The organism is Nocardia sp. NPDC003693, from assembly GCF_053981095.1.
In genome coordinates this window covers 1-26,033 of sequence record NZ_JBSFNO010000052.1, presented here as the reverse complement: position 1 = coordinate 26,033, position 26,033 = coordinate 1, and the positions used below count along the sequence as shown (strand labels likewise).

Sequence of the window (26,033 nt, the reverse complement as noted above, 5' to 3'; positions counted from 1 at the left end):
AGAATTGCGGCCATGCGCGTATACCTGGGTGCCGATCACGCCGGCTTCGAACTGAAGAACATCGTCAAGGCTCACCTCGAGAAGCAGGGCCACGAGGTCACCGACTGCGGCGCTCTGGAATACGACGCCCTCGACGACTACCCGGCCTTCTGCATCGAGGCCGCCCGCCGCACCGTCGCCGACCCGGGCAGCCTGGGCCTGGTCTTCGGCGGGTCGGGCAACGGCGAGCAGATCGCCGCCAACAAGGTCCCCGGCGCGCGCTGCGCCCTGGCCTGGAGCGTGGAGACCGCGCAGCTCGCGCGCCAGCACAACAACGCCCAGCTGATCGGCGTCGGCGGCCGCATGCACAGCACCGAGGACGCGCTCGCCATCGTCGACGCCTTTCTGACCGCCGAATGGTCCGACGAGGCCCGGCACCAGCGGCGCATCGACATCCTGGCCGACTACGAGAAGTCCGGCGTCGCGCCCGAGGTTCCGGCGTACTGACCCGCCGCACCCGGTAGCCGCCCACGCCGCCGCGAACGCGTCGTTCGCGGCGGCTCTGTCGTCCGGGGCGGTGCCCGGGCGAGAGCACACACGCTGGAGAGGTCACATCGTGCCCGAGGGTCATACCCTGCATCGACTGGCGAACCTGCACGACGAGCGCCTGGCCGGTGCGGTCGTGCGCGTCTCCAGCCCGCAGGGGCGGTTCGCCGCCGAGGCCGCGCGGCTGGACGGTCACGTCCTCGAGCGCGCGGACGCCTGGGGCAAACACCTGCTGCACCACTACGATTCGGGCCTGGTCGTGCACGTGCACCTGGGCCTGTACGGCAAGTTCTACGAGTCCGCCGTCCCGATGGGAGCGCCCGTCGGCGAGGTCCGCATGCGCATGTTCGGTGACGGCCGCGGCGGCGAACCGTACGGGATCGACCTGCGCGGCCCCAACACCTGCGAAATCCTGCTCGACCCCGAGGTGGATGCCCTCACCGCCCGCCTCGGCCCCGATCCGCTGCGCCCCGACGCCGACCCGGACCGCGCGTGGGCCCGCATCAGCCGCTCCGCCCGGCCGATCGGCTCGCTCCTGATGGATCAGAAGGTTCTGGCCGGGGTCGGAAACGTGTACCGCGCGGAAGTCCTGTTCCGGCACGACATCTCACCGCATCGCCCCGGGAAGTCGCTGTCCCGCACCGAATGGGACGCGCTGTGGTCGGATCTGGTCGACCTGATGCAGGTCGGGGTCCGCCGCGGGTTCATGCACGTCGTGCGCCCCGAGCACGACACCGGCGCACCCTCGTACGCCCCCGACCGCCCGCGCACGTACGTGTACCGCCGCGCCGGCGAGCCCTGCCGCCTGTGCGGCAGCACGGTCCTGCATTCGGTGATGGAGGGCCGCAACCTGTTCTGGTGCCCCACCTGCCAGGCTCGGTGACAGGAGCGCGGGCCGACCGCCCGGATCATCGATCAACTCGAGTTTGTCATCGATCCGCGTAGCCAGTCGGTAGCCGCTGCACCGGGCTCGGCCTGAGATCCAAGGGTGTCCCGCCGTGGACGGTGCGCGCCGAACACCGCATCGGCTTCCCTCGATCCGGAACCAGGCTGAGGTAGAAACGCTGGGGCTCGGATGTGCGCGCTCGATCGGTCCGAGCCCAGCGATTTCATTTGACGGCGGCGCGCGTGCCCGCCGCGTCCGGATCTCCGTCGGCGGTTACGAACCAGAGAATTTCTAGCTATCGTTGTAGAAAGAAAGTTTCTCGGAGTTCTGTGCTCGAGGAGTTGATGGAAATGATCACACGAAGGATTGCCGGTGTATTGGCCGCGACCGCGGTCGCGTTCTCACTCGGTGTCGCGGGAGCGGCGGTGGCGTCCGCGAGTACGCCGGAAGGCGAACCGGTCGGGTCGGTCGCCATTTGTTTCACCATCCCGATGCCGGGATCCGTTGATCTGGCGTTGTGCCTCTGAACGCCGCGAGTAGATTCCCATCCGGCCCGACCCCCTAGGGTTGGCCGTTGAATTCAGCTCTGTCGCGCCGACCTGTGTAGAGCCCCGACTGTCCCTGTGCCTACGCCTACCGGCGCGCCGGGCATCCCTGCCGCCTCTGCGGCACCAAGGTCCTGCGCTCGGCCATGGACGGCCGTAATCTTTTTGGTGCCCGCCTGCCAATCGGACTAACTCTCACGCCGCCGAGTCCGCGCGACGCCGCCGGGTCCATCGAAGACCATCGGCGGCCGGTGCACTTCTTCCACTCCGCCCGTAACGGCAACGGACCCCGCGTCATTCGCGACGCGCGAGAGTGCCGAATTAAAACCAGGCTGATCTTTGCGTTCTACCTGCGCAGCTGTTTCCGGCACGTTAAATTGGTCGCGCGTCCAGGTAATCTTCGGGCACTGTACCGGGGGTCGACTGGGTGACCCCGCCGCCCGAAACGACTGTTCCGCAGTGTGATTCGAGCGGTGGGTGCAGCGGTGGAGAGCCGGGTTGCCGCAGACCCCGCCTCGTCCGCCGACGGGATCACACGAGAGCAGTCATTCATGCGAAATTCCATTCTGGCCACCGGCTTCATCGGCATCGCACTTGTCCTGGGGGGTGGAACCGCAGCGGCCGCACCACTTTCCGTGGACGACGCGAGCGTGACCGCGGTCGACCCCGCCGAAACCGTCGAGTCCCCGGGTGCGGCACCGGGGACGGCCTGCCCGGAAGCCTTCCTGACCGGATCGGCCAAATCCGGTGCCACCGGCTCGGTGACCGGTTCCGCGATCGGGTTCCTCGGCGGGTCCTCGGCCGGTCCGCAGGCCGGCTCCGCCGCCGGTCTGAGCAACGGGATCCTGAACGGCCTGGCCGCGGGTTCCGGTGGCGGCCTGGCCAATTGCGCGCTGACCGAACTCGGCAACACCGAGAACGAGGCCCTCACCGGCTCGACCGAGGGACCCGGCAAGGGCTACCTGACCGGTTCGGCCGCCGGCTTCAACTCCGGCTCCCGCAACGGCCTGCCGAGCGGCCTCGGCATGAGCGTCCTGTCCGGCCTGTTCGGCGCTCTGACAAGCGGTTCCGCGAAGTAGGCCCCCGTCGGCGGGACACCCGGAATCCGGGTGTCCCACCGACGCGTACGTCATCGGATCGGCGGCGCGGCGGAATTCACGACGATGGCGGCCCTGCGGAACCAGCGATCCACGGTATTGCCCTCGTTGCCCATGTAGCCCGAGAGCCGATACCCGAACGGTTTGTGCCCCGAATTCGTTGTCCGGCTGCAGAGTTCGTCGTCGTAGACGTAATCACCCTCGGACGTCGTGACCGCGCCGGCTCGATCCATCCACCACTTCAGGGTGATGGTGGGGCCGTAGGAATCGCCCAGCTCGACCTCGGCCAGGTACTCCGGATGGTCGGCGGGCCGGGCATTCCCGTGGTCGAAGCCGGGGCCGTAGTAGTCCTCCTCGCCGTCGATGGACTGCCAGTCCTCGTCGACGAGGGTCCAGGCGCCCTCGATCAGTTCCCAGCGCCGGCGGCGGCCGTACATCCATTCCTCGTCCTCGAGGTAGTCGCACGCGTGCGCCTCGCGTACTTCGGCCAGGGCCAAAGACGGCCGGTGGCCGATACTCTCGGCGGCCGCCGCGAGTGCGGCGGCCCGCATCGCGTCGGCTCCCTTGAGCTGATTCCACCCGAGCCCGCGCTGGGAGTACTGGTGCTCGAGCAGGTAGACCAGCCGGGTGGGCGGCTGGTGCTCGGGGCCGTCGCCGCGGCGCCACTTCGGCATCGCGACGGGTGTGGTGAAGTACGCGCGCAGGAGTTCGGTCAGCGCGCCGACCTCGCCGGCGCCGGCGATCGGGTCCGTACCGTCGCGGGCGATCAGGTTGTAGGTCAGCGCGATTCGATAGCCCGAGGTGACCGGCAGGACCTCGTGATCGCAGTCGGCGTAGAAGGCGATCAGCGCGAGCTCGCCCGGCGATCCGGCGTCGCTCACCCGCTCCCCGAGATGGTCGACCACCAGTTCCCCGCCGTCGAATTCCGAGGGCAGGGTCGCCACCAGCGTGCCGATCATGCCGTCCGCCTTCTCCGAATCCCGGTGCCGGTGGAAGAACTGGCCCTTCTCGTACACCAGCATCGAATGCAGCTCGGCCGTCAGCGTGCGGTCCGGCGGCAGGCCGAGATCGGCGCGCACGCTCTCCAGCAGCGGTTCCAGCGCACCGCCCCAGCGGGTTTCGTCGATACGGACGAGGTCGAGTGGCACCTGCCAGGTGTCGCGCACGCTCGGGTCGAGCAGTGTGCGGTCGCGCAACCCGTAGTGGGCGGGCCGCGCGACCTCGCACAGCAGGCGCGCCTGCTCCGGCGGCACCGGCCACCGCAGCGTTCCGACCCCCTCGACCTCGATCACGAGATCCGTCGCCGGCGCGGTACGGCGCGTGGCGTACGAACCCGGCGCCCGCGTCGAATCAAGCACCGCTCCAATGGTTACGAGCGTCTGCTCGGTCATGTTCTCTCCCAGCCCCGGCACCCCGGTGGTGCCGCCTTCGCAGGGAGTATCGCCGCGCGGACCGACAAACGAATCAGTGGAACCAGGGGGCGATGACGGGTGGCTGTCCGGGGATCAGGCCCCGGCCGCCGACGGGCAGGATGACGACGGCCTCGAAGGGCTCGTCGTTCGGGTTGGCCATGGCGAACAGCTGGTGGGCCGGGACGATCAGGGCGTCTCCCGCTGCGACGGTGTGGGTTTCGGCGTTTATCGTGACGGTCATCGAGCCGGAGAGGGCGATGAAGATCTCCTCGCGGTCCAGGGCGTGGGCGGGGGCGGCGGTGCCGGGTTTGATGGTGAGCCGCCAGGCGCAGTTCTCGGTCGAGCCGCGGCTGGGGGCGGCCAGGCCGACGAAGCTCGCGTGGTCGTTCTCGAAGTGGAAGGCCTGGTCCGCGGTGACGAGTGGCATGTGATTCCTCGCAGTTCCGTTGGTACGTGGGTGATCGGCGCCGGCCTAGCGAGCCCAGGGCGGGACGATCGGCTCGGCGCCGGGGGAGTGTGCGAACGCGCCGACCGGCAGCACGGCGACGGCTTCGAAGGGTTCGGCGCCCGGGACGCTCAGGCGGAAGGGCGTGTGGGCCGGAACGATCAGGGCGTCACCGGGATTCAGGACCCGGGTCGAGCCCTCCATGGCGACCTCGGCGCGCCCGGACAGCACGATGAAGATCTCCTCGCGGGACACCGAGTGCTCGTGGCCGGGCGTGCCCGCGTCCAGGGTGAAGCGCCAGGCGCTGTTCTCGACGGACCCCCGGCTCGGGGCGGCCAGGCCGGTCGCGGTCATACCGGGGCCGGTGAACAGGGGTGCGTCGGCGGACTTGATGAGCGGCATTCGGTGTCTCCTAACATTCACGCAAGATGTTCAACCAAGGTATTCAACCGAAGTTGAACAACTAGAGTTGAACATATTCGCGGGAAGGGAGTCAAGGATGGATTTCGGCATTCTGCTCGGGCAGGCGTACCAGGGCTTCGTGGCCGAGCTGCACGCGCACATGGCCGAGCGCGGCCATCGCATGCTGGGCGCCTCGTACGGCTACGTGTTGCGCGCTCTGTCCGAGAACGCGCTCACCGCAAGTCAATTGGGGGAGCGACTGGGTATCACCGCGCAGGGTGCGGCCAAGATCGTGGACGAGATGGTGCGGTACGGCTACGTCGAGCGTCGTCCGGACCCCGCCGACAAACGGGCCAAACTGCTGCACTTGTCGGCGCGCGGCGTCGAATTGCTGGACACCGTGCGCGCCTTCCACGCCGCATACGAGAACGACCTGATCGCGCGCGTCGGCGCGGATCAGGTCGCTACGGTCAGGGCGGTACTCGGCGAGATCGCGAGTACGACGGCGCCGGGCTTCCGCCCGCTGTGACCGGGTCTACCCGGGACTCGCGACGGGCGTGGCGACGGCCGCCGCCCGCCGCGCCAGCAGCAGATACAGCCCCGCCCCGAGCAGCACCGTCCCGGCGATGAAGTAGCCGTCACCCGGAATGTGCTGCCACCACGCCCATCTCAGCTCGCGATCGTTCCCGTTCGGCACCAGCCCGGGCCCGATCAGGAACAGCGCCGCGAACGCCGCGATCATGCCGAACGAGGCCCGCCCGGATTTCGTGCTCGCCCACGCCGCGGCCGCCACCAGCGCCGGACCCACCCAGACCCAGTGGTGCGTCCACGACACCGGCGAGATCAGCAGCAGCACCGCCGCGTTCACGAACAGCGCGACCACCGAGTACACCGTCACCGAGGCGCCCGCCGCCAGCCGTTCCAGGCCGAACAGGTGATGGATCAGCGCCGCCCCCAGACAGGTCACCACCACCGCCAGCCCCAGCCACAGCACGGTGGACATCGTGTGCGGCAGCCCGAGCCGGAAGATCGTGCCCTTGATCGACTGATTGCCGACGTAGTGCGGCGAGCCGATCCGATTGGTGTCCCTGACGGCGTGGAACCAGTACGCGCGCGATTCCCTGGGGAACACCACGAATCCCGCGCCGACCACCGCTGCCGCGGTGAGCGCCGCGCGCCCCGCCGCCTTGAAGTCGCCGCGGATCAGGAAGTACAGCACGAACGCCGCCGGGGTCAGCTTGGTCACCGCCGCGATGCCGATCAGCACCCCGCGCGGCCAGCGCGGCTTGACGCTGAGGCAGTCCAGCGCGACCGCCGCCATGAGGATCAGATTGATCTGCCCGAACCACAGCGTGGTGCGCACCGGCTCCACCGCCAGCAGCGCGACCACCGCGACCGTGCTCACCGTGGCCTTGGCGCGGGCGTCGAGATCGGGCCGGATGCGCGAGAGCACCAGCCAGATCGTCACCCCGAGGCTGCCCAGGGAACTGGCCGTCACCGCGAACTCGGCGAGCCACAGCGGCATGAGCGCGAGCGGAATCATCAGGACGGCGGCGGACGGCGGATAGGTGAACGGCAGATTGGTGTGCCCGGCCACCGGCAGGATCGGGCCGTACAGTTCGCTGTGGTGCAGCCAGGCCCGGGTGGCGACCTGATAGACCTGCAGGTCGAGGAATCCGTGCAGCCCCGAGACCAGGGCGACGATCGCTATCGAGAGCGCGATGCCGAGGGCGATCGGAACGCGCGGGACGTATCTGTGTTCAACGGACTTCGGTGTGCGCGGCAAGCTTCCCCGCCCCGTGCGCATCGTGATCATTCGGCCGACACTAACCTTTCGGCTTTCGCATAAGTTGTCCGGATTGCATTGTGTGAGTGGCTAATTGATGGCTAGCAGTTGGCCGGTACGGCCGCCCCATCGGCCCGCCCTGCTCCCGGCGCGGCGAACCAGGTCGCGTGGAAGGTGAACACCACCGCCGCCAGCGCGCCCAGCACGGCCGCACCCGCGAGCACCGGATGATCGGCCATCGTGGTGGCCAGGAATCGGTACGAGAGCAATAGCCCGGCGAATACGACGATTCCGAGCGCGACCGCCCGGATCCGATACCGGTTCCAGCCGCGGCCGGGATCGCGCAGCGCCGATTCCACCGTCAGGCACAGCACCGCGCCCGCCACCAGATCGACGCCGTAGTGGTAGCCGAACCCGAGTGTCGCGAGCAGGGTTCCGATCAGCCAGATCGACCCCGCCCAGCGCAGCCAGCGCGGTCCGCCCCGCGAGTGCACGAACAGCGCCAGCGCCCAGGCGGTGTGCATGGACGGCATGCAGTTGCGGGCGGTCTCGGTGTCGAAGGGCAGTGCCGACGGCGTGAAGTTCAGGGTGGGCAGGACGTTCGGCCAGTCGCCGAGCTGGAGCCCGTTGCCCTCGGGGCCGTACGCGAACACCGGGCCGACCACCGGGAACAGCACGTAGGTCAGCGGGCCGATCATGCCGAGCACCAGGAAGGTCCGCAGCAGCGTGTGCCGGGGCCAGGGCCCGGTCGTCACCCCGCGCAGCTGCCACACCGCGACGACCATCGCCGCCAGCGGCAACTGGATGTAGATCACGTGCAGCACCGCGCGCGGGATCACGCCGCCGGCCTCGAGTAGATCGCCGACCACCCAGGCCGGTTCGCCCAGTGCGCGATCGGCGAGCAGCAGATACGGGTCGAGCACGTTCGGCCCGGCGGCGATGCTGATCATGAGCCAGGTGTCGGCGAGTTTGGACGCCATGATCAGCAGCACCCCGAAGGCGATGGCGCGCATGGCCGCTCGCCGCGGGGGGCCGTGGGGCAGGCGATACGCGATCACCGTCAGGGCGGCCAGTGCGAGGGTGGGCCCGGTGCCGATCGAGACGTGCCAGCCGCACAGCAGTTGCAGTCCGAGGGTCGCGACGTCGAGCGCGGCTGCCGCGCCGAGAGTGATGACGCGCAGCCGGGCCGGCACGCCGACGCACGCGAGCCCGAGCCCGGCCCAGGACACGAACGCCGACTGCGGATTACCCAGGAAATCGGCGAGCAGGCTCAGCAGCGGGCCGAGGTGACCGTGCGTCGAGGCCCAGTATTGCGATCCCGCCAGGAGCGCCGCCGCCACACCCAGCGCGGCGATCGGGATCACCCGCGGATCCGTTTTCTCGCCGGACGGCGCCTCGCCGGCCGTGTTCACCTGAGGGTCGACCAGCACCGTCAATCCCTAACACAGGGCAAACGGAGGCACAAATTCCGGTTAGCGCCGGGAGAACTCGGACACACCGCTCAGCGTGTCCCGAGGGAAAACGCCGAGGTGACGGTGGCGGAGCGCGTCATCCCGGTGTGGCGGGCGGGGGAGTCGGCAGGGCAGGGTCAGAAGCCGCCGTCGAACCCGCCGATATCTCCGTAGTCGCCGAAGTCGGTGCCGCCGAGGTCGGAGCCGGGGTCGATGCCCTGATCGCCGTAGCCGGTGTCGTATCCCGCATCGGCCGCGCCCGCGTCGTAGCCGCCGTCCCCGGCGCCTGCGTCGAGGCCGTCCTGATAACCGTCGCCGTAGCCGGATTCGAAGGCCGCCGAGTCGTACCCGACCCCGGACATCCCCGCGAAGAGCGAGCTGAACAGCAGCGCCGACCCGACGCCCCAGGCGCCCGCGACCAGGGCCGTGCGCCACCAGGGTTCGGAGTACCAGCCCGCGGGGACCGGCCGGCCCGCCACGCGCCCGCCGGGGTAGTAGTTGGGCGTCCGGGCCGAGGGGGAGGGCGAGGCGGCGATCTCGCGGCCGTCGTAGTCGATGACCCGCTCCTCGCTGACCCGGCCCGCGGCGCGCTGCCCGTCGAGTTCGGGAACGGCGGGTCCGGGGTCCATGCCCATGGTGGTCCGCGCGGCGCGCACGTAGTAGAGCCCTTCGAGGGCGGTCTCCTTCGCGAGGCGGGCCTGGGCGGGGGTGGTGGCCTGCTCGATCTGCGAGCCCGCCGCGGTGAAGCGTTCGGCGGCATCGGCCAGGGCTTGGCTGGAGGGGGCGTCGGATCCGGTGAGTTGATACACCTGCCCGCCGAGGCGTTCGATGACCCGCCGGGCGTCGGCCTTGGCGTCGGCGAGCCGGGTGTCGGCGCGGGATCGTTGCCCGCGACTCACCACCAGTACCGCAAGCAGCACGCCGACCATGACGAGAAGTAGTACTACGACCGTGGCCACGTTGATCAGCTTACGCGGCAGCGATAACTGACAGATTGCTCGAGCCGGTTGCCGATCGACGGGGAGTCAGCCCGCCACTGCCGCGAAACGTGCCCCCGGGTTCTCTGAATCGACCTCCTCGTCGAGGTCGGACATGGCGAACTGGCGTTTGCCCGCGGTCTTGGCCGTGTACATCGCCCTGTCCGCGCTGCGCAGCAGATCCGCGAAGTCGCACTCGCGTCCGGGCGGGCAGAACGCCGATCCGACACTGGCCGAGGCGGGAACCGGGCCCGCCGCGGTGAGCACCGGTTCGCACAGCGCCGCGAGCACGCGCACGGCCAGTTCGGGCAGTATGTTCCGGCGCGCGGGCAGTGCGACAACGAACTCGTCCCCGCCGTAGCGTGCGATGACCGTTTCCGGTGGGCAGGCCGCGCGCAGCCGCTGGGCGATGGCGACGAGCACCTCGTCGCCCACCGAATGCCCGTAGCCGTCGTTGATCTGCTTGAAATCGTCCAGATCGATGAGCAGCAGCCCGACCCCGCGCGAGGGGTCGGTGGCCATCATGCGCACCCGTTCCTTGAGCAGGGAGCGATTGGCGAGATCGGTGAGCGCGTCGTGGGTGGCGTCGTGACGCAGCCGGCTCTGCAGCGCGGCGATCTCCTGCACCCGCACCGAGACCGCTTCGGACAGGCTCCGTTCCTGCTGGGCGAGCGCGCGCTGCTGCAGCGCCTCGGCGTAGCTGTCGATGGCCTGGCTGGCTATGAACGGCCAGCGGGTGGCGATGAGTGAGCCCGGCTCCCCGGGCGCGAGCCCGAGTAGGGCGCGGCTGGCGGGCGCGAGCATGCGGGTCCGGTCGAACGGGGACTCGGCGAGGCGATGCCCGATGGCGCGGGCGGCGGGCACCGGAAACGGTTCGGACCCGGCCAGTTCCAGTAGGTCATCGATGACGCGGCCGAAGATGCGGTGCATGTCCTCGGGTGGCAGTTCGGGCCCGGCGCCCGCGCCGTTCGGGTGGACCGCCCGCACCCATTCGCGGATGGTGGCCGTGACAACGATCGTGGTTCGAGTGTCGATTCGGATGGGCATGCGCGCTCACCCTGCGTCGTGCATACGGTCGGAGCCAGCGGTCGAGCCGGTGACGCCTCTCAGATCGAACTGACTACCTTGCGGTCGGCATGTTCGGTGCATGCTCACCGCCCCCTTTCCAGATACACCCCCGCGTCCGGACAAAAAGGATCCTAGCAAGCCACCCGGCATCGAAATACCCTGTTTCAGAACGGGTTCCCGTTGCCTCGCGAATGGCGATCGGATGCGATATCGCTCGCGGGCCCCCCGTGTTACACACTTTTTCGGCGCGCTGGCGCGACTCGCCGGAGCCCCCGCGTGAGCGGCGGCGACCTGGGTCGACGCGGCCCGATTGGCATATGCGGAGTGAGGTTCGGTACAGTGCTCTCGCAAGCCGCACCGGGTTCCGATGGGTGCGCACGCGGGTGTAGTTCAATGGTAGAACTTCAGCCTTCCAAGCTGATAGCGCGGGTTCGATTCCCGTCACCCGCTCTTCTCCCGTCCAGCGGGGATGTCCCGCCGACTCGGCCGGACGGGTTACGGGGTGTAGCGCAGCTTGGTAGCGCATCCGCTTTGGGAGCGGAGGGTCGCAGGTTCAAATCCTGTCACCCCGACCATCTTTCACTCATTCCGGGAACAGGTGTCAGAGGGTTTTCGCGGCCCGCTCGGATGGCCGCCCGAACTGCACTTTTTGGGGTGTTTTTCGAGGCTGTGGTGTGCTCGAGATCACGGCCGGTGCAAGGGATCTCGACAGCTCGTTCGGCATGTCGCGCCCGGCGCGTCGGGATCGGCCCGCCGCAACGGGTATCAGGAGTCGTGCGCCCAGCCGTCGCCGCGCTCGTGGCGCAGGTGCTCGGCAAGGATCGCGGCCTGGGAGCGGCGGGCCAGGCCCAGCTTGCTCAGCAGGGCCGAGACGTAGTTGCGAATCGTCTTCTCGGACAGGAACACCTGGGCGGCGATCTGCTTGTTGCTCAGGCCCCGGCCAGCACCGCGCCCAGCAGGGCCTCGTCATCGGAGAACGAGGTCAGCATGAGCACGTTCAGGTCCGGCAGCTCCGCGAGCAGGTCGCGGCAGACGGTGATGCCGTCCCCGTCCTCCAGCCGGACGTCCAGGACCGCCACGTCGGGCCGGACGGCGGGAATGCGCCGCAGGGCCTCGGCGGCGCCGCCCGCCTCCCCGGCGACCTCGATATCGCCCTCGGCCTCGAGCAGATCCTGCAGCCCGCGCCGCACGATCTCGTGATCGTCGAGCAGGAAGACCCGGATCTTTCCTGAGCTGTCCACCCGGTGATCCTCGCAGGTCACAGGGCTCGAGCCGGGGATCGGTCGCGGCGATCCGCGTCGGCCACCCGCCGATCACAGACTCGCGTGGAAGGTGCGGTTGATGACGTCGAGCTGCTGTTCGCGGGTGAGGCGCACGAAGTTCACCGCGTAGCCCGAGACGCGAATCGTCAACCGCGGGTATCTCTCCGGATGCTCCATGGCGTCGGTGAGGGTGTGCCGGTCCAGCACGTTCACGTTCATGTGGAACCCGTTCACGGCGATGTAGCCGTCCAGGATGCCGACGAGATTGCCGACCCGTTCCTCGGGGGTGCGGCCCAGGCCCTGCGGGGTGACGGTGGTGGTGAGCGAGATGCCGTCCCGCGCGTGCTCGTACGGCAGTTTCGCGACCGACATGGCCGAGGCCACGATCCAGTGCCGATCCCGTCCGTTCATCGGGTTCGCGCCCGGTGAGAACGGTTCGCCCGCACGGCGGCCGTCGGGGGTGTTGCCGGTCTTGCTGCCGTACACCACGTTCGAGGTGATGGTGAGCACCGACTGGGTGTGCTCGGCGCCGCGATAGGCCGGGTAGCGGCGAAGCTTGGTCATGAACCGCTGCACGAGTTCGGCGGCCATCGCGTCGACGCGGTCGTCGTTGTTGCCGTACGCGGGGAAGTTCCCCTCGATCCGGTAGTCCACCGCGAGGCCGGTGTCGTCGCGCAGCACATGGACTTTCGCGAACCGGATGGCCGAGAGCGCGTCCGCGGTCACCGCCAGTCCGGCGATCCCGCAGGCCAGGGTGCGCCGGACGGCGGTGTCGTGCAACGCCATCTCGATGCGCTCGTAGGCGTATTTGTCGTGCATGTAGTGAATGACGTTGAGCGCGTGCACATAGGTGCCGGCGAGCCAGTCCATCATCGCGTCCAGTGCCAGGTCGACCTCGTGGTAGTCGAGCACGTCCGCGGTGATCGGCGCGAACCCGCGCGCGACCACCTCGCCGGTGCGCTCGTCGCGCCCGCCGTTGATGGCGTACAGCAGCGTCTTGGCGAGATTGACTCGCGCGCCGAAGAATTGCGTCTGCTTGCCGACCTCGGTGGCCGAGACGCAGCAGGCGATGGCCGTGTCGTCGCCCGAGCTCGGGAGCAGCAGTTCATCGGATTCGTACTGGATCGAACTGGTGTCGATGGAGACCTGGGCGCAGAAGCGCTTGAAGCCCTCGGGAAGTCGCGGCGACCACAGCACGGTGAGGTTGGGTTCGGGCGCGGGGCCCAGGTTGTAGAGGGTCTGCAGCAGCCGGAAGCTGGTGCGCGTCACCAGCGGTCGCCCGTCCGTCCCGAGCCCGCCGATCGACTCGGTCACCCAGGTGGGGTCGCCGGAGAACAGTTCGTCGTACTCGGGGGTGCGCAGGAAGCGCACGATCCGCAGCTTGATCACGAAGTCGTCGATCAGTTCCTGGGCGTACTCCTCGGTGATGAGCCCGGCGACCAGGTCGCGCTCGAGGTAGATGTCGAGGAAATTGGCGACGCGGCCCAGCGACATCGCCGCGCCGTTCTGCTCCTTCACCGCGGCCAGGTACGCGAAGTACAGCCACTGGACGGCCTCGCGGCCGGTGGCGGCGGGGCGCGAGATGTCGAAGCCGTAGGCGGCCGCCATGTGCTTCAGCTCGTCCAGGGCGCGGATCTGTTCGCTGACTTCCTCACGCAGCCTGATGGTTTCGTCGTCGGCCCAGCGCGCGTCGAGGGCGGCGTGATCGGCGCGCTTGGCGGCGATGAGCCGGTCCACGCCGTACAGCGCGACCCGGCGATAGTCGCCGATGATGCGCCCGCGCCCGTACGCGTCCGGCAGGCCGGTGATGATCCCCGCGCTGCGGGCGGCCCGGATGTCGGCGGTGTAGGCGTCGAACACGCCGTCGTTGTGCGTCTTTCGGTACCTGGTGAAGATCTCCGCGACCCGCGGGTCCTCCTCGACGCCGTAGGCGCGCAGACTCGCCCGCACCATGCGGTAGCCGCCGTTGGGCATGATGGCGCGCTCGAGCGACAAATGTCTCGAGGTAGCCAGTGAGTAACCTCTCGTTATGCCGACCGATCCGTGGGGTGGGGTTCCGGATGAATTGCGTGGTTTGTCCGCACCGCGCGAGCGCCTGCACGATCTGGTCGAAGCCGTGTACGCCGTGGTCTCGGACCTGGACGTGGCCGTGGTGCTGAGCCAATTGACGGCGGCGGCCACCCGATTGGTGAACGCCGACTTCGGTGCCCTGGGTCTGCTGGACCCCGACGGCGGCCCTGGGGACCGCGCACTGGCGGAGTTCATTCAGGTCGGAATGGACGCGGACACCGTCGCCGCCATGCCCGGCTGGCCCCGGGGCGCGGGGTGCTGGGAGTGGTGCTGACCGGGGAGCGCCCGGTGCGGCTGGACGATGTCGCCGCGCACCCGGCGTTCGAGGGCTGGCCGCCCGGGCATCCGGTCCTGCGCGGATTCCTCGGGGTGCCGGTGCGCTACCGGGGCCGGGTGCTGGGCGATCTGCACTGCGGCTCGACCCCGCGCCGGAGGTCGTGGATCGGCTCGAGCGGGTCGTTGCGGCGCTGGACGAGACGATCGCGGACATCCGAGCGACCATCTTCTCGATCCGGTCACCCGCGCCCGGTGTCGCGGGATTGCGCGGGGAGATAGCGGAACTGGTGGCCTCGGCGGCCGCACACCTGGGTTTCGCTCCCGCGCTGGGGCAGACGGGGCCGATCGACGGGGTGCCCGCGGATGTCGCCGGGCAGGCGCTGGCGGTCGTGCGTGAAGCGCTGTCCAATACGGTCCGGCACGCGCACGCCACAAGCGTCGATATCGCCGTATCAGTCGAAATGGGTGAATTGCGAATTTCGGTCGCCGACAATGGCATCGGTCTCGCCGGCAATGACCTCGGCGACGACGCACATCGCGGGGGATTGCGAAATATGGCCGAGCGCGCGCGGGCGCTGGGCGGCGGACTCGACCTGTCACCCGGGATGGACGGTCGGGGCGCGACCGTCCTCTGGCAGGTGCCGTTGCCCGGCTGAGGGTGCGGTTCCGCCACCCCGGCCGGGCTTGTGGCCCCGGCTAGTTCGGCTGCGTGGAAACGCCGGGCTGGGCGGCGGGCTGGGCCGCGGGCTGCGGTTCGGCGGCGGGGATCTGCTGCCTGTCCGACCACTTGGTGGTGTCGCTCGGCGCGTTCATGGTGCTGAGCAGGTCGATGCCCGCGGCGATCAGGGTCGGGCCGCCGACCGCGATGCTGCCGATGATCCCGCCGACGGCCGCGCCCGTGGTGAGGCCGGGAATGCAGCCCGCGACCAGGGTGGCGATGCAGCCGATGGTGGCGCCGATCGCGGTGCCGACGAAGGTGCCGATGGTGGTGGCGAGGCCGAACTGGGTCATGAAGGCGTTCAGCGCGCGATCGTTCTCCAGTTGCGAGGCAACCGGTTTCACCGCCAGCGGGGCGGACAGATCCAGCCCGGCGGGCTTGTCGGCGGTGAGGGACAGCACCGTGTTGTTCCGCTCGAGCAGCGGTGTGACCGGAATCGTGAGGGCGCCGGCGCGGAAGCTCAGCGGCAGGGTCAGCAGAACGCCGCCCCGCGGATCCTTCACGTCCAGGACGTCGACCGCGTCGGCGGCCGCGACGGTCGAGCCGTCGGCCGCGATCAGGACGCCGTCGCGCTCGGTCAGCCGGGTGGTGACACCGGCCGCAAGGTCGGCGCCGCGCGCCTTGGAGAGTTCGAACGTGCCGCTCTCGAGCGTGGTCACGACCGACTTGTCCACGAGCTTCGCCGAGTAGGCGATGTTCTCCGGGGCAGCCGGCTCGGCGTACGCCGCACCGGTGGTAGCGGTCAATGCACCGATCGTCAGGGCGGCGGCCGCGGTGACGCTGCGGAATTCCATGCGGTATCCAATCCGTCATCAGGTAAGGGCCGAACAAATCCGGAAGCCTAATGGGAAAGACCAGCGCGGGAGGGAGTTTCGGCGGAGTAATGACCGGAGAAAACAAGATCGCGTGAATTGCGTATTTTGACCGAGAAATTCTATTTGCTGGCATATTGCCCGCTGATGGCCCCGGCTGGACCCGGCCCCGCCGCGGGCGGCAGACTGCCGGAATGAGTCTCAGGTACAGCGCGGGGATCCTGCTCTTCCGCCGCGCACCCACGCTGGAAGTGCTGATCGGGCACATGGGCGGGCCGCTGTGGGCGCGCAAGGATGCCTCGGCCTGGTCGATTCCCAAGGGCGAGTACGACCCCGCCGAGGAGGGCGCCCAGCTCGCGGCGCGGCGCGAGTTCACCGAGGAGCTCGGCCTGCCCGTTCCCGACGGGGAGTGGCTGCCGCTCGGCGAGGTCGAGTACGGGAGCGGGCGCGGGCGCAAACAGGTCGCGATCTGGGCGGTGGAGGCGGATCTCGATCCGGCGCAGGTGGTTCCGGGCACGTTCGAGATGGAGTGGCCGCCGCGCTCGGGACGGATCCAGGAGTTCCCCGAGATCGACCGGGCCGAGTGGTTCACCCCCGAGATCGCTCTGGACAAGCTCGGCAAGGGGCAGCGGCCGTTCCTGGAACGGCTGACCACGCTGGTCGCCGCGTCCTGACGCGCGCCGGCGTTGTGGGCCGGAACGAACCGGCCCACAACGCTTTACAGCCGCGGGTCGATGGGCGCGGTCTCGAGGGCGAGCACCGCGAACACCGCCTCGTGCACCCGCCACAGCGGTTCGCCCGCGACGAAGCGGTCGAGCGACTCGAGGCCGAGCGCGTACTCGCGCAGGGCGAGCGAGCGCTTGCCGCCCAGGCCGCGCTGCCGCAGCCGGGTCAGGTTCTCCGGCCGCAGGTATTCCGGGCCGTAGATGATCCGCAGGTATTCGGGCCCACGGCATTTCACGCCCGGCTGCACCGGCCTGCCGCTGCGGGTGCCGCTGCCCGCGACCAGCGACCCGGCCGGCTTGACGACCATGCCCTCGCCGCCCGCCGCGGTCATCTCGGTCCACCACGCGGTGGCGCTCGCTTCGCCCTCGGGGTCGTCCAGATCCACCAGCATCCGCCGGGTGGCGGTGAAGAGGCCGGGATCGGCCTCGATCAGCCGGTCGATGTGCGTCAGGTGCCAATCGTGCTCGCACACGGCGTAATTCGTGCGCTGCGCGGCCAGGATCTGGAACGGCGCCAGCCGCACGCCGTCGAGCCCGGCGGTCGGCCAGCAGTACCGGCCGTACGCGGCGGTGAAGGCGTGCGCGTCCGACTCCCGCGCCCGGGTGCGCTCGCCGAGTTCGGCGACATCCAGCCCGCGCGCGCCCACCGCCTCCAGCACCCGCGCGGCCGCGCCGAGCGAGGCGCGCGCGGCCGCGCCGACCGCCGCGTACTGGTTGCGCAGCAGCCCCATGGCCTTGGCCGACCACGGCAGCAGTTCGGTGTCCAGCACCACCCAGTCCGAGCCGAGTTCGCCGAACAGGCCGGACTTCTCGGCCGCGGCGCGCACCCCGGCCAGCAGGGTCTCGGTCCGGGCGGCATCGTCGAAGAACGGGCGTCCGGTGCGGGTGTACACCGCGCCGGTGCTCCCGTCCTCGACGCCGAAGCGCTCGCGGGCGGCGGCGGCCGAGCGCGCGAGCACCACGATCGCGCGCGAACCCATGTGCTTCTCCTCGCACAGGACCGTGCGCACCCCTTCGGAGCGGTAGTACTCGAACGCCTCGGCCGGATACTCCAGGTAACCGTCCCGGGTCGAGGTGGCGCAGGGGGACATGGTCGGCGGCAGGTACACCAGCCAGCGCGGGTCCACCGCGAACCGGCTCATGACCTCGAGCGCCGCGCTCGCCGCGTCCTCCTGCACGCCGACCCGGCCCAGGTGCGTGGTCTCCACCACGCGCCGGCCCAGGACGTCGTCCAGATCCAGGACGCCGGGATCGCGGTGCACCGCGCCCTCGGCGGTGGCGAAGGTCGGCAGCAGCGGCCGCGTCGGCTCGTACCAGACCTGTTCGGCGGCAACCGAAACCGTCTCCCGCTCCGGGTAGCGCAGCGCGCTCAGCCTGCCGCCGAACACGACGCCGGTGTCCAGGCACAGGGTGTTGTTGACCCACACCAGATCCGCGACGGGGGTGTGCCCGTACACCACCGTCGCCCGGCCGCGGTAGTCGTTGGCCCACGGATAGCGCACAGGCAGCCCGTAATCGTCGGTCTCCCCGGTGGATTCGCCGTACATGGCGAACTCGCGCACCCGGCCCGAGGCGCGGCCCTGGAACTGCTCCTTCAGACCGGCGTGCGCGACGACCAGCCTGCCCTCGTCCAGCACGTAGTGGCTGACCAGGGCGCGCATGAATTCGTGTGCGCGCTTGCGGAATTCGGGATCCTCGGCGTCCTGCGCCTCGAACTGGCCCAGTGACTCCGCGAGCCCGTGCGCCACCTTGACCTTGCGGCCGTCCAGCGCGCGCACCAGCTTGAACTCGTGATTTCCGGTGACGCACAGCGCGTTCGCGCTCCGCACCATGCCCATGACCAGGCGCAGCACGCCGGGGGTGTCCGGTCCGCGGTCGACCAGATCGCCGACGAAGACCGCGGTCCGGCCGTCCGGGTGCCGGGCGTCCACCGAACGTCCGGCGTCGTCGCGGGTGAGCTCGTAGCCGAGCTCGCCCAGCAGCGTCTCCAGTTCGGAGCGGCAGCCGTGGATGTCGCCGATGATGTCGAAGGGTCCGGTCAGCTCGCGCCTGTCGTTCCACAGGCGTTCGAAGGTGAAGGTCGCGGCGTCGATCTGCGCCTCGCCGCGCAGCACGTGCACGCGCCGGAAACCCTCGCGCTCCAGGAACTTCAGGCTGCGCTTCAGCTCGCGCTGCTGCCGGTGCACCACGTGCTCGGGCAGGTGGGCGCGCTCGGCGCGGGCGGCGTTGCGGGCCACGCAGACCGCGTCCGGCACGTCGAGCACGATCGCGACCGGCAGCACGTCGTGCGCCCGCGCCAGTTCGATGAGGGCCTGACGCGCCTTGGTCTGCACGTTGGTCGCGTCGATGACGGTGCGCAGCCCGCGCCGCAGGCGGACGCCCGCGATGTGGTGCAGCAGGGCGAAGGCGTCGTCGGTCGCGGACTGATCGTTCTCGTCGTCGCTCACCACGCCGCGGCAGTAGTCCGAGGAGATGACGGCGGTGGCCGGAAAGTGCTTGCGGGCGAAAGTCGACTTCCCGGATCCGGTGCTGCCCACCAGGACCACGAGCGACAGCTCCGGGATGGTCAGTTCAGCCATTACGCGGCCCCTTTCTTCTCATTGATGTCCGATGTCGTGCCGGGTGTGTTCTTGGTGAACAGGGCGAGCTGGGTGGACGCGCCGAGCTCGGGGTCGACCGGCCCGACCGGCTCGAAACGCACCGTGTAGCCGTGGTTCTCGCACACCCGGCCGGCCCACGCCGCGAATTCCGCACGGCTCCACTCGAATCGGTGGTCCGCGTGCCGGAAGGCGCCCGCCGGCAGCGTCTCGTACAGCGCGTTGTACTCCCCGTTCGGCGTGGTCACCACGACCGCGCCCGGCGCAGCGGCCCCGAACACGGCCTGTTCGAGCGCACCGAGGCGAGGCTCGTCCACGTGCTCGATCACCTCCATCAGCACGGCCGCGTCGTACCCCCGTAGCGCGGCGTCGGTATAGGTCAGCGCCCCCTGCCGCACGCTCACCCGCCGCGCCTGGAACTCCGGCAGTCGCCGCAGCCGCCGCTCCGCGATCTTCAACGCCCGCACCGAGACGTCGACCCCGACGATCTCCCCGAACTCCGGCGCGGCCGCCAGCTCGAGCAGCAGCGCGCCCTCGCCGCACCCGAGGTCCAGCACCCGCCCGGCCCCGGACGCCCGCAGCGCCCGCAGCACGGCCGCGCGCCGCAGCACCGCCAGCGAAGGTCCGCGTTCCGCGCCCGCATCGCCGTCGACCGCCGCTCCAGCAACCGGGTCGACCGCCCCGAACTCCTCCGGATCGGCGTCGTCCAGCTCCGCCAGGCGGGCCAGGGCCGCGCGGACCAGGGACTGGCGTCGCGTCAGGTAGCGGCGGGTGATCCACTCGCGGTCGGGGTGGGACTCGAGCCAGCCCGCGCCGAAGCGCAGCAGCTTGTCGATCTCGGCGTCGTCGAGGAAGTAGTGCTTGGCGCCGTCCAGGACGGGCAGCAGGACATAGAGGTGCGCCAGGGCATCGGCCAGGCGCAGGGTGCCGGTCAACTCCAGGCGCACGTAGTGTGCATCGCCCCAGTCCGGGAAGGCCGGGTCCAGGGGCAGGGGAGTGGCCGTCACCGTCCAGCCCAGCGGGGTGAAGGCGCGTTCGGCCGACTCGGGGCCGCCCTTGCAGGGGACGGCGGGCAGCTCCACGCGCAGCGGCAGCGCGGTCTCGGCGAGTTCCGGGCGCTGCGCGCAGCGGCCGTGCATGGCCGAGCCGAAGACCTGCGCGATGGACACCGCCAGCAGCGACGACGCCGCGTACGGCCGGTCGTTCACGTACTGGGCGAGACTGAACTCCGGTGCGCCCTTGGACTTTCCGCGCACCAGCCGCACCGGGTCGATCTCCAGCAGCAGTGCGGCGGTGCAGCGTTCGGCGCTCGCCTCGGGGTAGAGCACGTGCGCCACCCCGTAGGACTGCTCGAAAGCCTGTACGCGCGCGGGGTTCTTGTGCAGCAGAAAGCCCAGTTCGTCTGCCGCCCAGGCGGCGCCGTCAGGTCGCGTACAGGTGATGGTCAGAAGCACTCGGTGATGCTCCCGCACCGCCGGGGAGCGCGGCAATCGCATTTCGCCCCGGTGGATGTCGCCTTGTTCGCCGACCTCGGTCATCGCGTGCTCGACACGGCCGCGCTCCGCAGGCAGTACCACACCGCCGCGACCGAACGTGTAGGTTTCGGCCCGATGCCGCAAACCGTGCGGCGGTCCGAGACTCGGCGAGGAGCGGGAATGCGCGTGGTGGGCAAGATCGGTGCGATCGGTGTGGTCGCGGCCGCGGTACTGCTGGCGGCGGGCTGCGGTGGCGACGACGACAGCAAGGCCGATTCGCCGACGACGACCACCGCCGCGCGGTCGGCCGCGGCGACCACGACGCCCGCGAGCAAGGGCCGCGAGTGCACCGCCGACGACATCAAGGTCGACGGCGGGTACGGCGAGAACCCGAAGATCACCATCCCCGACAACTGCGACGCGCCCAAGCAGCTCATCGTCAAGGACCTGGTCGCGGGCTCGGGCCCCGGCGCGGTCGCGGGTCAGCCGCTGTCGATGAACTACTCCCTCGTGGCGTGGTCCGACGGGAAGAAGCTGGACAGCTCCTTCGACCGCGGCAAGGAATTCACCCTGAATCTCGGCGCGGGCGAGGTCATCCAGGGCTGGGATCAGGGTCTGGTCGGCGTCCAGCAGGGCGCGCGCCGACTGCTGATCGTGCCGCCGGACCTGGGCTACGGCGCGGTCGGCCGCGGCGGCATGAAGCCGAACGAGACGCTGGTCTTCGTGACCGACGCCGTCAAGGTCGGTTCCTAACTCCTCGACCGCTGTACCAGGGCGGCTGGTGACTCACCAGCCGTCGCGGTGCCGTCTGCCACGACCGGTTACACGCCCCCGGAACCGGTCAACTACCCTGGTCGGGATGCGTTCGGGGGGACCTAACGTCAAATGTTGAACTACGAACAAGGAGCATGTCCGTGAAGAGCACCGTCGAGCAGCTGAGCCCGACCCGGGTCCGGATTAACGTCGAGGTGCCCTTCGAGGAGCTGAAGCCCGACTTCGACAAGGCCTACAAGGCCCTGGCCGGCCAGATCAAGATCCCCGGCTTCCGTCCGGGCAAGGCCCCGGCCAAGCTCATCGAAGCGCGCGTCGGCCGTGGCGCCGTGCTGGAGCAGGTCGTCAACGACGTCCTCCCCAAGCGCTACAGCGATGCCGTGATCGCCACCGAGGCCAAGGTCATCGGCCAGCCGGAGATCGAGATCACCAAGATCGAGGACGGCCAGGAGCTCGCCTTCACCGCCGAGGTCGACGTCCGCCCGGAGATCACCCTCCCCGACTTCTCCGCGATCGCCGTCACCGTCGATCCGATCGAGATCAAGGACGAGGACATCGAGGAGCAGCTCACCTCGCTGCGTCAGCGCTTCGGCACCCTGACCGCCGTCGAGCGCGAGATCGCCGACGGTGACTTCGTCTCCATCGACCTGTCGGCCACCGTCGACGGCGTCGACGTCGAAGAGGCCTCCACCACCGGTCTGTCGCACGAGGTCGGTTCGGGCCAGCTCATCGAGGGCCTCGACGAGGCGCTCATCGGCCTCAAGGCCACCGAGTCCAAGGACTTCACCTCGAACCTCGTCGCCGGCGAGCACGCGGGCAAGGAAGCCGTCATCACCGTGACCGTGCAGTCGGTCAAGGAGCGCGAGCTGCCCGAGGCCGATGACGAGTTCGCCCAGCTGGCAAGCGAATTCGACACCATCGACGAGCTGAAGGAAGACCTGAAGGGCCGCGTCGAGCGCGTCAAGAAGGTCACCCAGGCCGGCGAGATCCGCGACAAGGTCCTCGAGGCCCTGCTCGAGGCCACCGAGATCCCGCTGCCCGAGAAGGTCGTCCAGGCCGAGATCGACGCCGTGCTGCACGACGCCGTCCACGGCTTCGACCACGACGAGGCCAAGCTGGCCGAGGCCCTCGAGGCCCAGGGCTCCTCGCGCGAGGAGTTCGACAAGGACACCAAGGAGTCGGCCGAGAAGTCGGTCAAGACCCAGCTGCTGCTGGACGCCGTCGCCGAGGCCGAGAACACCCAGGTCGGCCAGGACGAGCTGTACGAGCGGATCATCTTCCAGGCCCAGCGCTACGGCATGAGCCCGGATCAGTTCATCCAGCAGATCCAGCAGGCCGGTCAGCTCGGCGCGGTCTTCGCCGACGTGCGCCGCGGTAAGGCCCTGGCCGGTGTGGTGACCTCCGCGGTCGTCACCGACACCACCGGCGCGACCGTCGACACCGCCGAGATGTTCGGCAGCCCGGCCGACGAGGCCGAGGAGATCTCCGCCGAGGAGCTCGCCGAGGTCGCCGACGCCACCGAGGCCGTCGAGGTCGAGGCCAAGTAAAGACCGAGGTCAGCGCCCAGCAAGTAAATCTGGCCCAGGCCGGGTAACTTGCGGGAGCGAGGGCCACGTAAGTTTTGCGCTGTGAGCGAAGCAGGGCGGTACCGGGAGTTCGGTGCCGCCCTGCTTCGTTAGGGTTTGTGTCAGCGCTGGAACTTCCTAAGTGATCAGTAGGGCTTGGTGGGACCGAGCCGGTGAGAGAGGGCAGGTATCCGTGACAACTAATCGGGCAGGGGTGCAGATGGCATCCGCGACTGCTGGTCTGAACCTCAGTGATTCGGTGTACGAGCGGCTGCTGAGCTCGCGCATCATCTTCCTGGGCAGCCAGGTCGACGACGACATCGCCAACAAGCTGTGCGCTCAGATCCTGCTGCTGTCGGCCGAGGATTCGGAGCGCGATATCTCGCTCTACATCAACTCGCCGGGTGGTTCGGTCACCGCGGGTATGGCGATCTACGACACGATGCAGTTCGCGCCCTGCGACATCCGCACGGTCGGTATGGGTTTGGCCGCGTCCATGGGTCAGTTCCTGCTCGCCGCCGGCGCCAAGGGCAAGCGTTTCGCCCTGCCGCACTCGCGGATCATGATGCACCAGCCGTCGGCGGGCATCGGCGGCTCGGCCTCCGATATCGCCATCCAGGCCGAGCAGTTCGCCTACACCAAGCGCGAACTCAATCAGCTGCAGGCGCTGCACACCGGCAAGTCCGTGGAGCAGGTCACCGAGGACGCCGACCGCGACCGCTGGTTCACCCCGACGGAGGCGCTCGAGTACGGCTTCATCGACCAGGTGATCACGCACGCGCGCCAGGCCGACGGCGTCAGCTAGTCACCGACCACCCCACAGACTTTGGAGACGCATATGTCGATCGATCCGCGTTCCGCGGGAATCACTTTCGCCGCTGCCGGTTCGCTGCCGCAGTCGCGCTACATCCTGCCCCAGTTCACCGAGCAGACCACCTACGGCGTCAAGACCTCCGACCCGTACAACAAGTTGTTCGAGGAGCGCATCATCTTCCTCGGCAACCAGGTTGACGACATCTCGGCGAACGACATCATGGCGCAGCTGCTGGTGCTGGAGTCGCAGGACCCGGACCGTGACATCACCATGTACATCAACTCGCCCGGTGGCTCGTTCACCGCGCTGATGGCGATCTACGACACGATGCAGTACGTGCGCGCCGACGTCGTCACCGTGTGCCTGGGCCAGGCCGCTTCCGCCGCCGCGGTGCTGCTGGCCGCCGGCGCCCCCGGCAAGCGCGCCGCGCTGCCGAACGCCCGCGTGCTGATCCACCAGCCGTCCACCTCGGGCGGCATCCAGGGTCAGGTCTCGGACCTGGAGATCCAGGCCGCCGAGATCGAGCGCATGCGCCGGCTCATGGAGACCACCCTGGCCCGTCACACCGGTAAGGACGCGGAGACCATCCGCAAGGACACCGATCGTGACAAGATCCTGACCGCCGAAGAGGCCAAGGACTACGGCATCGTCGACACGGTGTTCCAGTACCGCAAGCTCAGCGCCCAGAAGTGAGGCGTGCCGGTGGCGAGGTCATTGCGGCCTCGTCACCAGGGCGGGGGTGAGTCCACGCACATGTCCGGTGAGAAACGTGCCCAAGTTGTCGACCTCGGTCGACCGAAGCGGGTACGGTCACACTAGGGACCTTTGCTCGTGGTTGTCGGTACAGCTTTTGTTACAACAGCCGATTCGCCGCACCCGCCACGACGGGGTGTTGGCATACGCTCTAAGAAGGCAGCTCGCCGGCGACCGGGGACAGACGGTTGCACGCGGACAAGGAAGTAGGGACCCAGGAGATGGCGCGCATCGGTGACGGCGGCGATCTGCTCAAGTGCTCGTTCTGTGGAAAGAGCCAGAAGCAGGTCAAGAAGCTCATTGCGGGACCAGGGGTGTACATCTGCGACGAGTGCATCGATCTGTGCAACGAGATCATCGAAGAGGAGCTCGCGGAAAGCAGCGAGGTCAAGCTCGATGAGCTTCCGAAGCCCGCGGAGATCCGCGACTTCCTGGAGCAGTACGTGATCGGGCAGGACTCGGCCAAGCGCACGCTGGCGGTCGCGGTCTACAACCACTACAAGCGAATTCAGGCGGGCGACAAGGGCCGCGACTCCCGAGGTGAATCGGTCGAGTTGGCCAAGTCGAACATCCTGATGCTCGGCCCGACGGGCTGTGGCAAGACCTACCTGGCGCAGACGCTGGCCAAGATGCTGAACGTGCCGTTCGCCATCGCCGACGCCACCGCGCTGACCGAGGCGGGCTACGTCGGCGAGGATGTCGAGAACATCCTGCTCAAGCTGATCCAGGCCGCCGATTACGACGTCAAGCGCGCCGAGACGGGCATCATCTACATCGACGAGGTCGACAAGATCGCCCGCAAGTCGGAGAACCCGTCCATCACCCGTGACGTCTCGGGCGAGGGCGTGCAGCAGGCGCTGCTCAAGATTCTCGAGGGCACCCAGGCCTCGGTGCCGCCGCAGGGCGGCCGCAAGCACCCGCATCAGGAATTCATCCAGATCGACACCACGAACGTGCTGTTCATCGTGGCGGGCGCCTTCGCCGGCCTCGAGCGCATCGTGCAGGACCGGGTCGGCAAGCGCGGCATCGGATTCGGCGCCGAGGTGCGCTCGAAGGCCGAGATCGACACCGCCGATCACTTCGCCGATGTCATGCCCGAGGATCTCATCAAGTTCGGTCTGATCCCCGAGTTCATCGGCCGCCTCCCGGTCGTCGCCTCGGTCACGAACCTGGACAAGGAGTCCCTGGTTCGCATTCTGGCCGAGCCCAAGAACGCCCTCGTCAAGCAGTATGTACGCCTGTTCGAAATGGACGGCGTCGACCTGGAATTCACCCAGGACGCGCTCGAAGCCGTTGCGGACCAGGCCATCCTGCGCGGCACCGGCGCCCGCGGCCTCCGCGCGATCATGGAGGAGGTCCTCCTGCCGGTGATGTACGACATCCCCAGCCGCGACGATGTCGCCAAGGTCGTCGTGAATGCCGACACCGTGAACGACAACGTGCTGCCGACGATCGTGCCGCGCAAGCGCCAGTCCCCGGAACGCCGCGAGAAGTCGGCGTAAGGTTCTCCCACGACGGCGGCCCCGCGAGAAATTCTCGCGGGGCCGCCGTCGTCATGGGTGGACGACATGTCCCGCACACGCGAACGCCCGCACCAGCTG

The 26,033-nt window shown here is 69.1% G+C and carries 25 protein-coding genes, 2 tRNA genes and 1 pseudogene; 16 read left to right on the top strand and 12 right to left on the bottom strand.

The annotated features are described in order from the left end of the window. The first annotated feature begins 12 nt into the window (after positions 1-12). The 4 genes from ACWDOP_RS35375 to ACWDOP_RS35360 all read left to right on the top strand — a co-directional run bounded on the left by ACWDOP_RS35375 (position 13) and on the right by ACWDOP_RS35360 (position 3,035). On the top strand, positions 13-486 hold the full coding sequence (locus tag ACWDOP_RS35375; protein WP_454208842.1) for a ribose-5-phosphate isomerase: 474 nt from the start codon (positions 13-15) through the stop codon (positions 484-486). A gap of 109 nt (positions 487-595) precedes the next feature. Beyond that, the gene (locus tag ACWDOP_RS35370) at positions 596-1,408 is read left to right on the top strand and encodes an Fpg/Nei family DNA glycosylase (protein ID WP_456348546.1); all 813 of its coding nucleotides are present in this window, start codon (positions 596-598) and stop codon (positions 1,406-1,408) included. Between the two features lie 332 nt (positions 1,409-1,740). Next, the gene (locus tag ACWDOP_RS35365; protein WP_456348545.1) at positions 1,741-1,938 is read left to right on the top strand and encodes a hypothetical protein; all 198 of its coding nucleotides are present in this window, start codon (positions 1,741-1,743) and stop codon (positions 1,936-1,938) included. A 569-nt stretch (positions 1,939-2,507) separates the two neighbouring features. Then, the gene (locus tag ACWDOP_RS35360) at positions 2,508-3,035 is read left to right on the top strand and encodes a hypothetical protein (RefSeq protein WP_456348544.1); all 528 of its coding nucleotides are present in this window, start codon (positions 2,508-2,510) and stop codon (positions 3,033-3,035) included. Between the two features lie 50 nt (positions 3,036-3,085). Here the strand turns inward: ACWDOP_RS35360 and ACWDOP_RS35355 are convergent, their stop codons facing one another. From ACWDOP_RS35355 to ACWDOP_RS35345, 3 genes are all read right to left on the bottom strand, one after another. After that, entirely contained in the window at positions 3,086-4,444 is a 1,359-nt protein-coding gene (locus tag ACWDOP_RS35355) for a 2OG-Fe(II) oxygenase (protein ID WP_456348543.1), read from the bottom strand. Between the two features lie 73 nt (positions 4,445-4,517). Beyond that, a complete protein-coding gene (locus ACWDOP_RS35350; RefSeq protein WP_456348542.1) occupies positions 4,518-4,892 on the bottom strand; it encodes a cupin domain-containing protein in 375 nt (124 codons plus the stop codon). A 45-nt stretch (positions 4,893-4,937) separates the two neighbouring features. Beyond that, the gene (locus ACWDOP_RS35345; protein WP_456348541.1) at positions 4,938-5,312 is read right to left on the bottom strand and encodes a cupin domain-containing protein; all 375 of its coding nucleotides are present in this window, start codon (positions 5,310-5,312) and stop codon (positions 4,938-4,940) included. 97 nt (positions 5,313-5,409) lie between these two features. Here ACWDOP_RS35345 and ACWDOP_RS35340 point away from each other — a divergent pair, with 97 nt between their 5' ends. Next, positions 5,410-5,841 (top strand): MarR family winged helix-turn-helix transcriptional regulator, encoded by a 432-nt coding sequence (locus ACWDOP_RS35340; protein WP_456348540.1) that lies wholly within the window; start codon positions 5,410-5,412, stop codon positions 5,839-5,841. A 6-nt stretch (positions 5,842-5,847) separates the two neighbouring features. Here ACWDOP_RS35340 and ACWDOP_RS35335 read toward each other — a convergent pair whose 3' ends face one another. From ACWDOP_RS35335 to ACWDOP_RS35320, 4 genes are all read right to left on the bottom strand, one after another. After that, a complete protein-coding gene (locus tag ACWDOP_RS35335; protein ID WP_456348539.1) occupies positions 5,848-7,128 on the bottom strand; it encodes a glycosyltransferase family 87 protein in 1,281 nt (426 codons plus the stop codon). Between the two features lie 71 nt (positions 7,129-7,199). After that, on the bottom strand, positions 7,200-8,528 hold the full coding sequence (locus ACWDOP_RS35330; RefSeq protein WP_456348538.1) for a phosphatase PAP2 family protein: 1,329 nt from the start codon (positions 8,526-8,528) through the stop codon (positions 7,200-7,202). A gap of 158 nt (positions 8,529-8,686) precedes the next feature. Then, positions 8,687-9,478 (bottom strand): DUF1542 domain-containing protein, encoded by a 792-nt coding sequence (locus ACWDOP_RS35325; protein ID WP_456348565.1) that lies wholly within the window; start codon positions 9,476-9,478, stop codon positions 8,687-8,689. A gap of 96 nt (positions 9,479-9,574) precedes the next feature. Beyond that, complete coding sequence (locus ACWDOP_RS35320; RefSeq protein WP_454209097.1) at positions 9,575-10,573, bottom strand: diguanylate cyclase domain-containing protein; 999 nt, start codon at positions 10,571-10,573, stop codon at positions 9,575-9,577. A gap of 400 nt (positions 10,574-10,973) precedes the next feature. On the opposite strand from ACWDOP_RS35320, the gene ACWDOP_RS35315 reads away from it, so the two are divergent. Both ACWDOP_RS35315 and ACWDOP_RS35310 read left to right on the top strand, forming a co-directional pair. Then, positions 10,974-11,044: transfer RNA gene (locus tag ACWDOP_RS35315), tRNA-Gly, on the top strand. 48 nt (positions 11,045-11,092) lie between these two features. Continuing rightward, a tRNA-Pro gene (locus tag ACWDOP_RS35310) sits at positions 11,093-11,169 on the top strand. 190 nt (positions 11,170-11,359) lie between these two features. Here the strand turns inward: ACWDOP_RS35310 and ACWDOP_RS35305 are convergent. Beyond that, positions 11,360-11,817, bottom strand: a pseudogene (locus tag ACWDOP_RS35305) (response regulator transcription factor). A 90-nt stretch (positions 11,818-11,907) separates the two neighbouring features. Next, positions 11,908-13,851 carry a formate C-acetyltransferase gene (pflB, locus tag ACWDOP_RS35300; protein ID WP_456348537.1) on the bottom strand — a complete coding sequence of 648 codons (1,944 nt, stop codon included), beginning with the start codon at positions 13,849-13,851 and terminating at the stop codon, positions 11,908-11,910. A gap of 34 nt (positions 13,852-13,885) precedes the next feature. Here pflB and ACWDOP_RS35295 point away from each other — a divergent pair, with 34 nt between their 5' ends. From ACWDOP_RS35295 to ACWDOP_RS35285, 3 genes are read left to right on the top strand one after another with little or no spacing between them, the layout of a single operon-like run. Continuing rightward, on the top strand, positions 13,886-14,200 hold the full coding sequence (locus tag ACWDOP_RS35295; RefSeq protein WP_456348536.1) for a hypothetical protein: 315 nt from the start codon (positions 13,886-13,888) through the stop codon (positions 14,198-14,200). After that, positions 14,164-14,481 (top strand): GAF domain-containing protein, encoded by a 318-nt coding sequence (locus ACWDOP_RS35290; RefSeq protein WP_456348564.1) that lies wholly within the window; start codon positions 14,164-14,166, stop codon positions 14,479-14,481. Before ACWDOP_RS35295 ends, ACWDOP_RS35290 begins: the two co-directional genes overlap by 37 nt. Next, entirely contained in the window at positions 14,364-14,858 is a 495-nt protein-coding gene (locus ACWDOP_RS35285; protein WP_456348535.1) for a sensor histidine kinase, read from the top strand. The genes ACWDOP_RS35290 and ACWDOP_RS35285 overlap by 118 nt, the downstream gene beginning before the upstream one ends. A 40-nt stretch (positions 14,859-14,898) precedes the next feature. On the opposite strand, the gene ACWDOP_RS35280 is transcribed toward ACWDOP_RS35285, so the two are convergent. Then, on the bottom strand, positions 14,899-15,714 hold the full coding sequence (locus ACWDOP_RS35280) for a hypothetical protein (protein WP_456348534.1): 816 nt from the start codon (positions 15,712-15,714) through the stop codon (positions 14,899-14,901). Positions 15,715-15,926: 212 nt separating this feature from the next. Here ACWDOP_RS35280 and ACWDOP_RS35275 point away from each other — a divergent pair, with 212 nt between their 5' ends. Then, positions 15,927-16,406: an NUDIX domain-containing protein gene (locus ACWDOP_RS35275; protein ID WP_456348533.1), complete on the top strand. Its 480-nt coding sequence runs from the start codon at positions 15,927-15,929 to the stop codon at positions 16,404-16,406. Positions 16,407-16,450: 44 nt separating this feature from the next. On the opposite strand, the gene ACWDOP_RS35270 is transcribed toward ACWDOP_RS35275, so the two are convergent. Both ACWDOP_RS35270 and ACWDOP_RS35265 read right to left on the bottom strand, forming a co-directional pair. After that, complete coding sequence (locus tag ACWDOP_RS35270; RefSeq protein ID WP_456348532.1) at positions 16,451-19,036, bottom strand: polynucleotide kinase-phosphatase; 2,586 nt, start codon at positions 19,034-19,036, stop codon at positions 16,451-16,453. Continuing rightward, a complete protein-coding gene (locus ACWDOP_RS35265) occupies positions 19,036-20,508 on the bottom strand; it encodes a 3' terminal RNA ribose 2'-O-methyltransferase Hen1 (RefSeq protein ID WP_456348531.1) in 1,473 nt (490 codons plus the stop codon). Before ACWDOP_RS35265 ends, ACWDOP_RS35270 begins: the two co-directional genes overlap by 1 nt. Positions 20,509-20,709: 201 nt before the next feature. Here ACWDOP_RS35265 and ACWDOP_RS35260 point away from each other — a divergent pair, with 201 nt between their 5' ends. The 5 genes from ACWDOP_RS35260 (at position 20,710) to clpX (ending at position 25,934) form a co-directional block, all read left to right on the top strand. Beyond that, a complete protein-coding gene (locus ACWDOP_RS35260) occupies positions 20,710-21,282 on the top strand; it encodes an FKBP-type peptidyl-prolyl cis-trans isomerase (RefSeq protein ID WP_456348530.1) in 573 nt (190 codons plus the stop codon). 161 nt (positions 21,283-21,443) lie between these two features. Continuing rightward, entirely contained in the window at positions 21,444-22,847 is a 1,404-nt protein-coding gene (gene tig / locus ACWDOP_RS35255) for a trigger factor (protein ID WP_454209089.1), read from the top strand. 238 nt (positions 22,848-23,085) lie between these two features. Then, positions 23,086-23,670: an ATP-dependent Clp protease proteolytic subunit gene (locus ACWDOP_RS35250; protein ID WP_454209088.1), complete on the top strand. Its 585-nt coding sequence runs from the start codon at positions 23,086-23,088 to the stop codon at positions 23,668-23,670. Between the two features lie 33 nt (positions 23,671-23,703). Next, the gene (locus ACWDOP_RS35245; RefSeq protein ID WP_454209087.1) at positions 23,704-24,372 is read left to right on the top strand and encodes an ATP-dependent Clp protease proteolytic subunit; all 669 of its coding nucleotides are present in this window, start codon (positions 23,704-23,706) and stop codon (positions 24,370-24,372) included. Positions 24,373-24,653: 281 nt separating this feature from the next. Next, positions 24,654-25,934, top strand: a complete 1,281-nt coding sequence (clpX, locus tag ACWDOP_RS35240) for an ATP-dependent Clp protease ATP-binding subunit ClpX (RefSeq protein WP_354986514.1) — start codon at positions 24,654-24,656, stop codon at positions 25,932-25,934. The last annotated feature ends 99 nt before the right edge of the window (positions 25,935-26,033 follow it).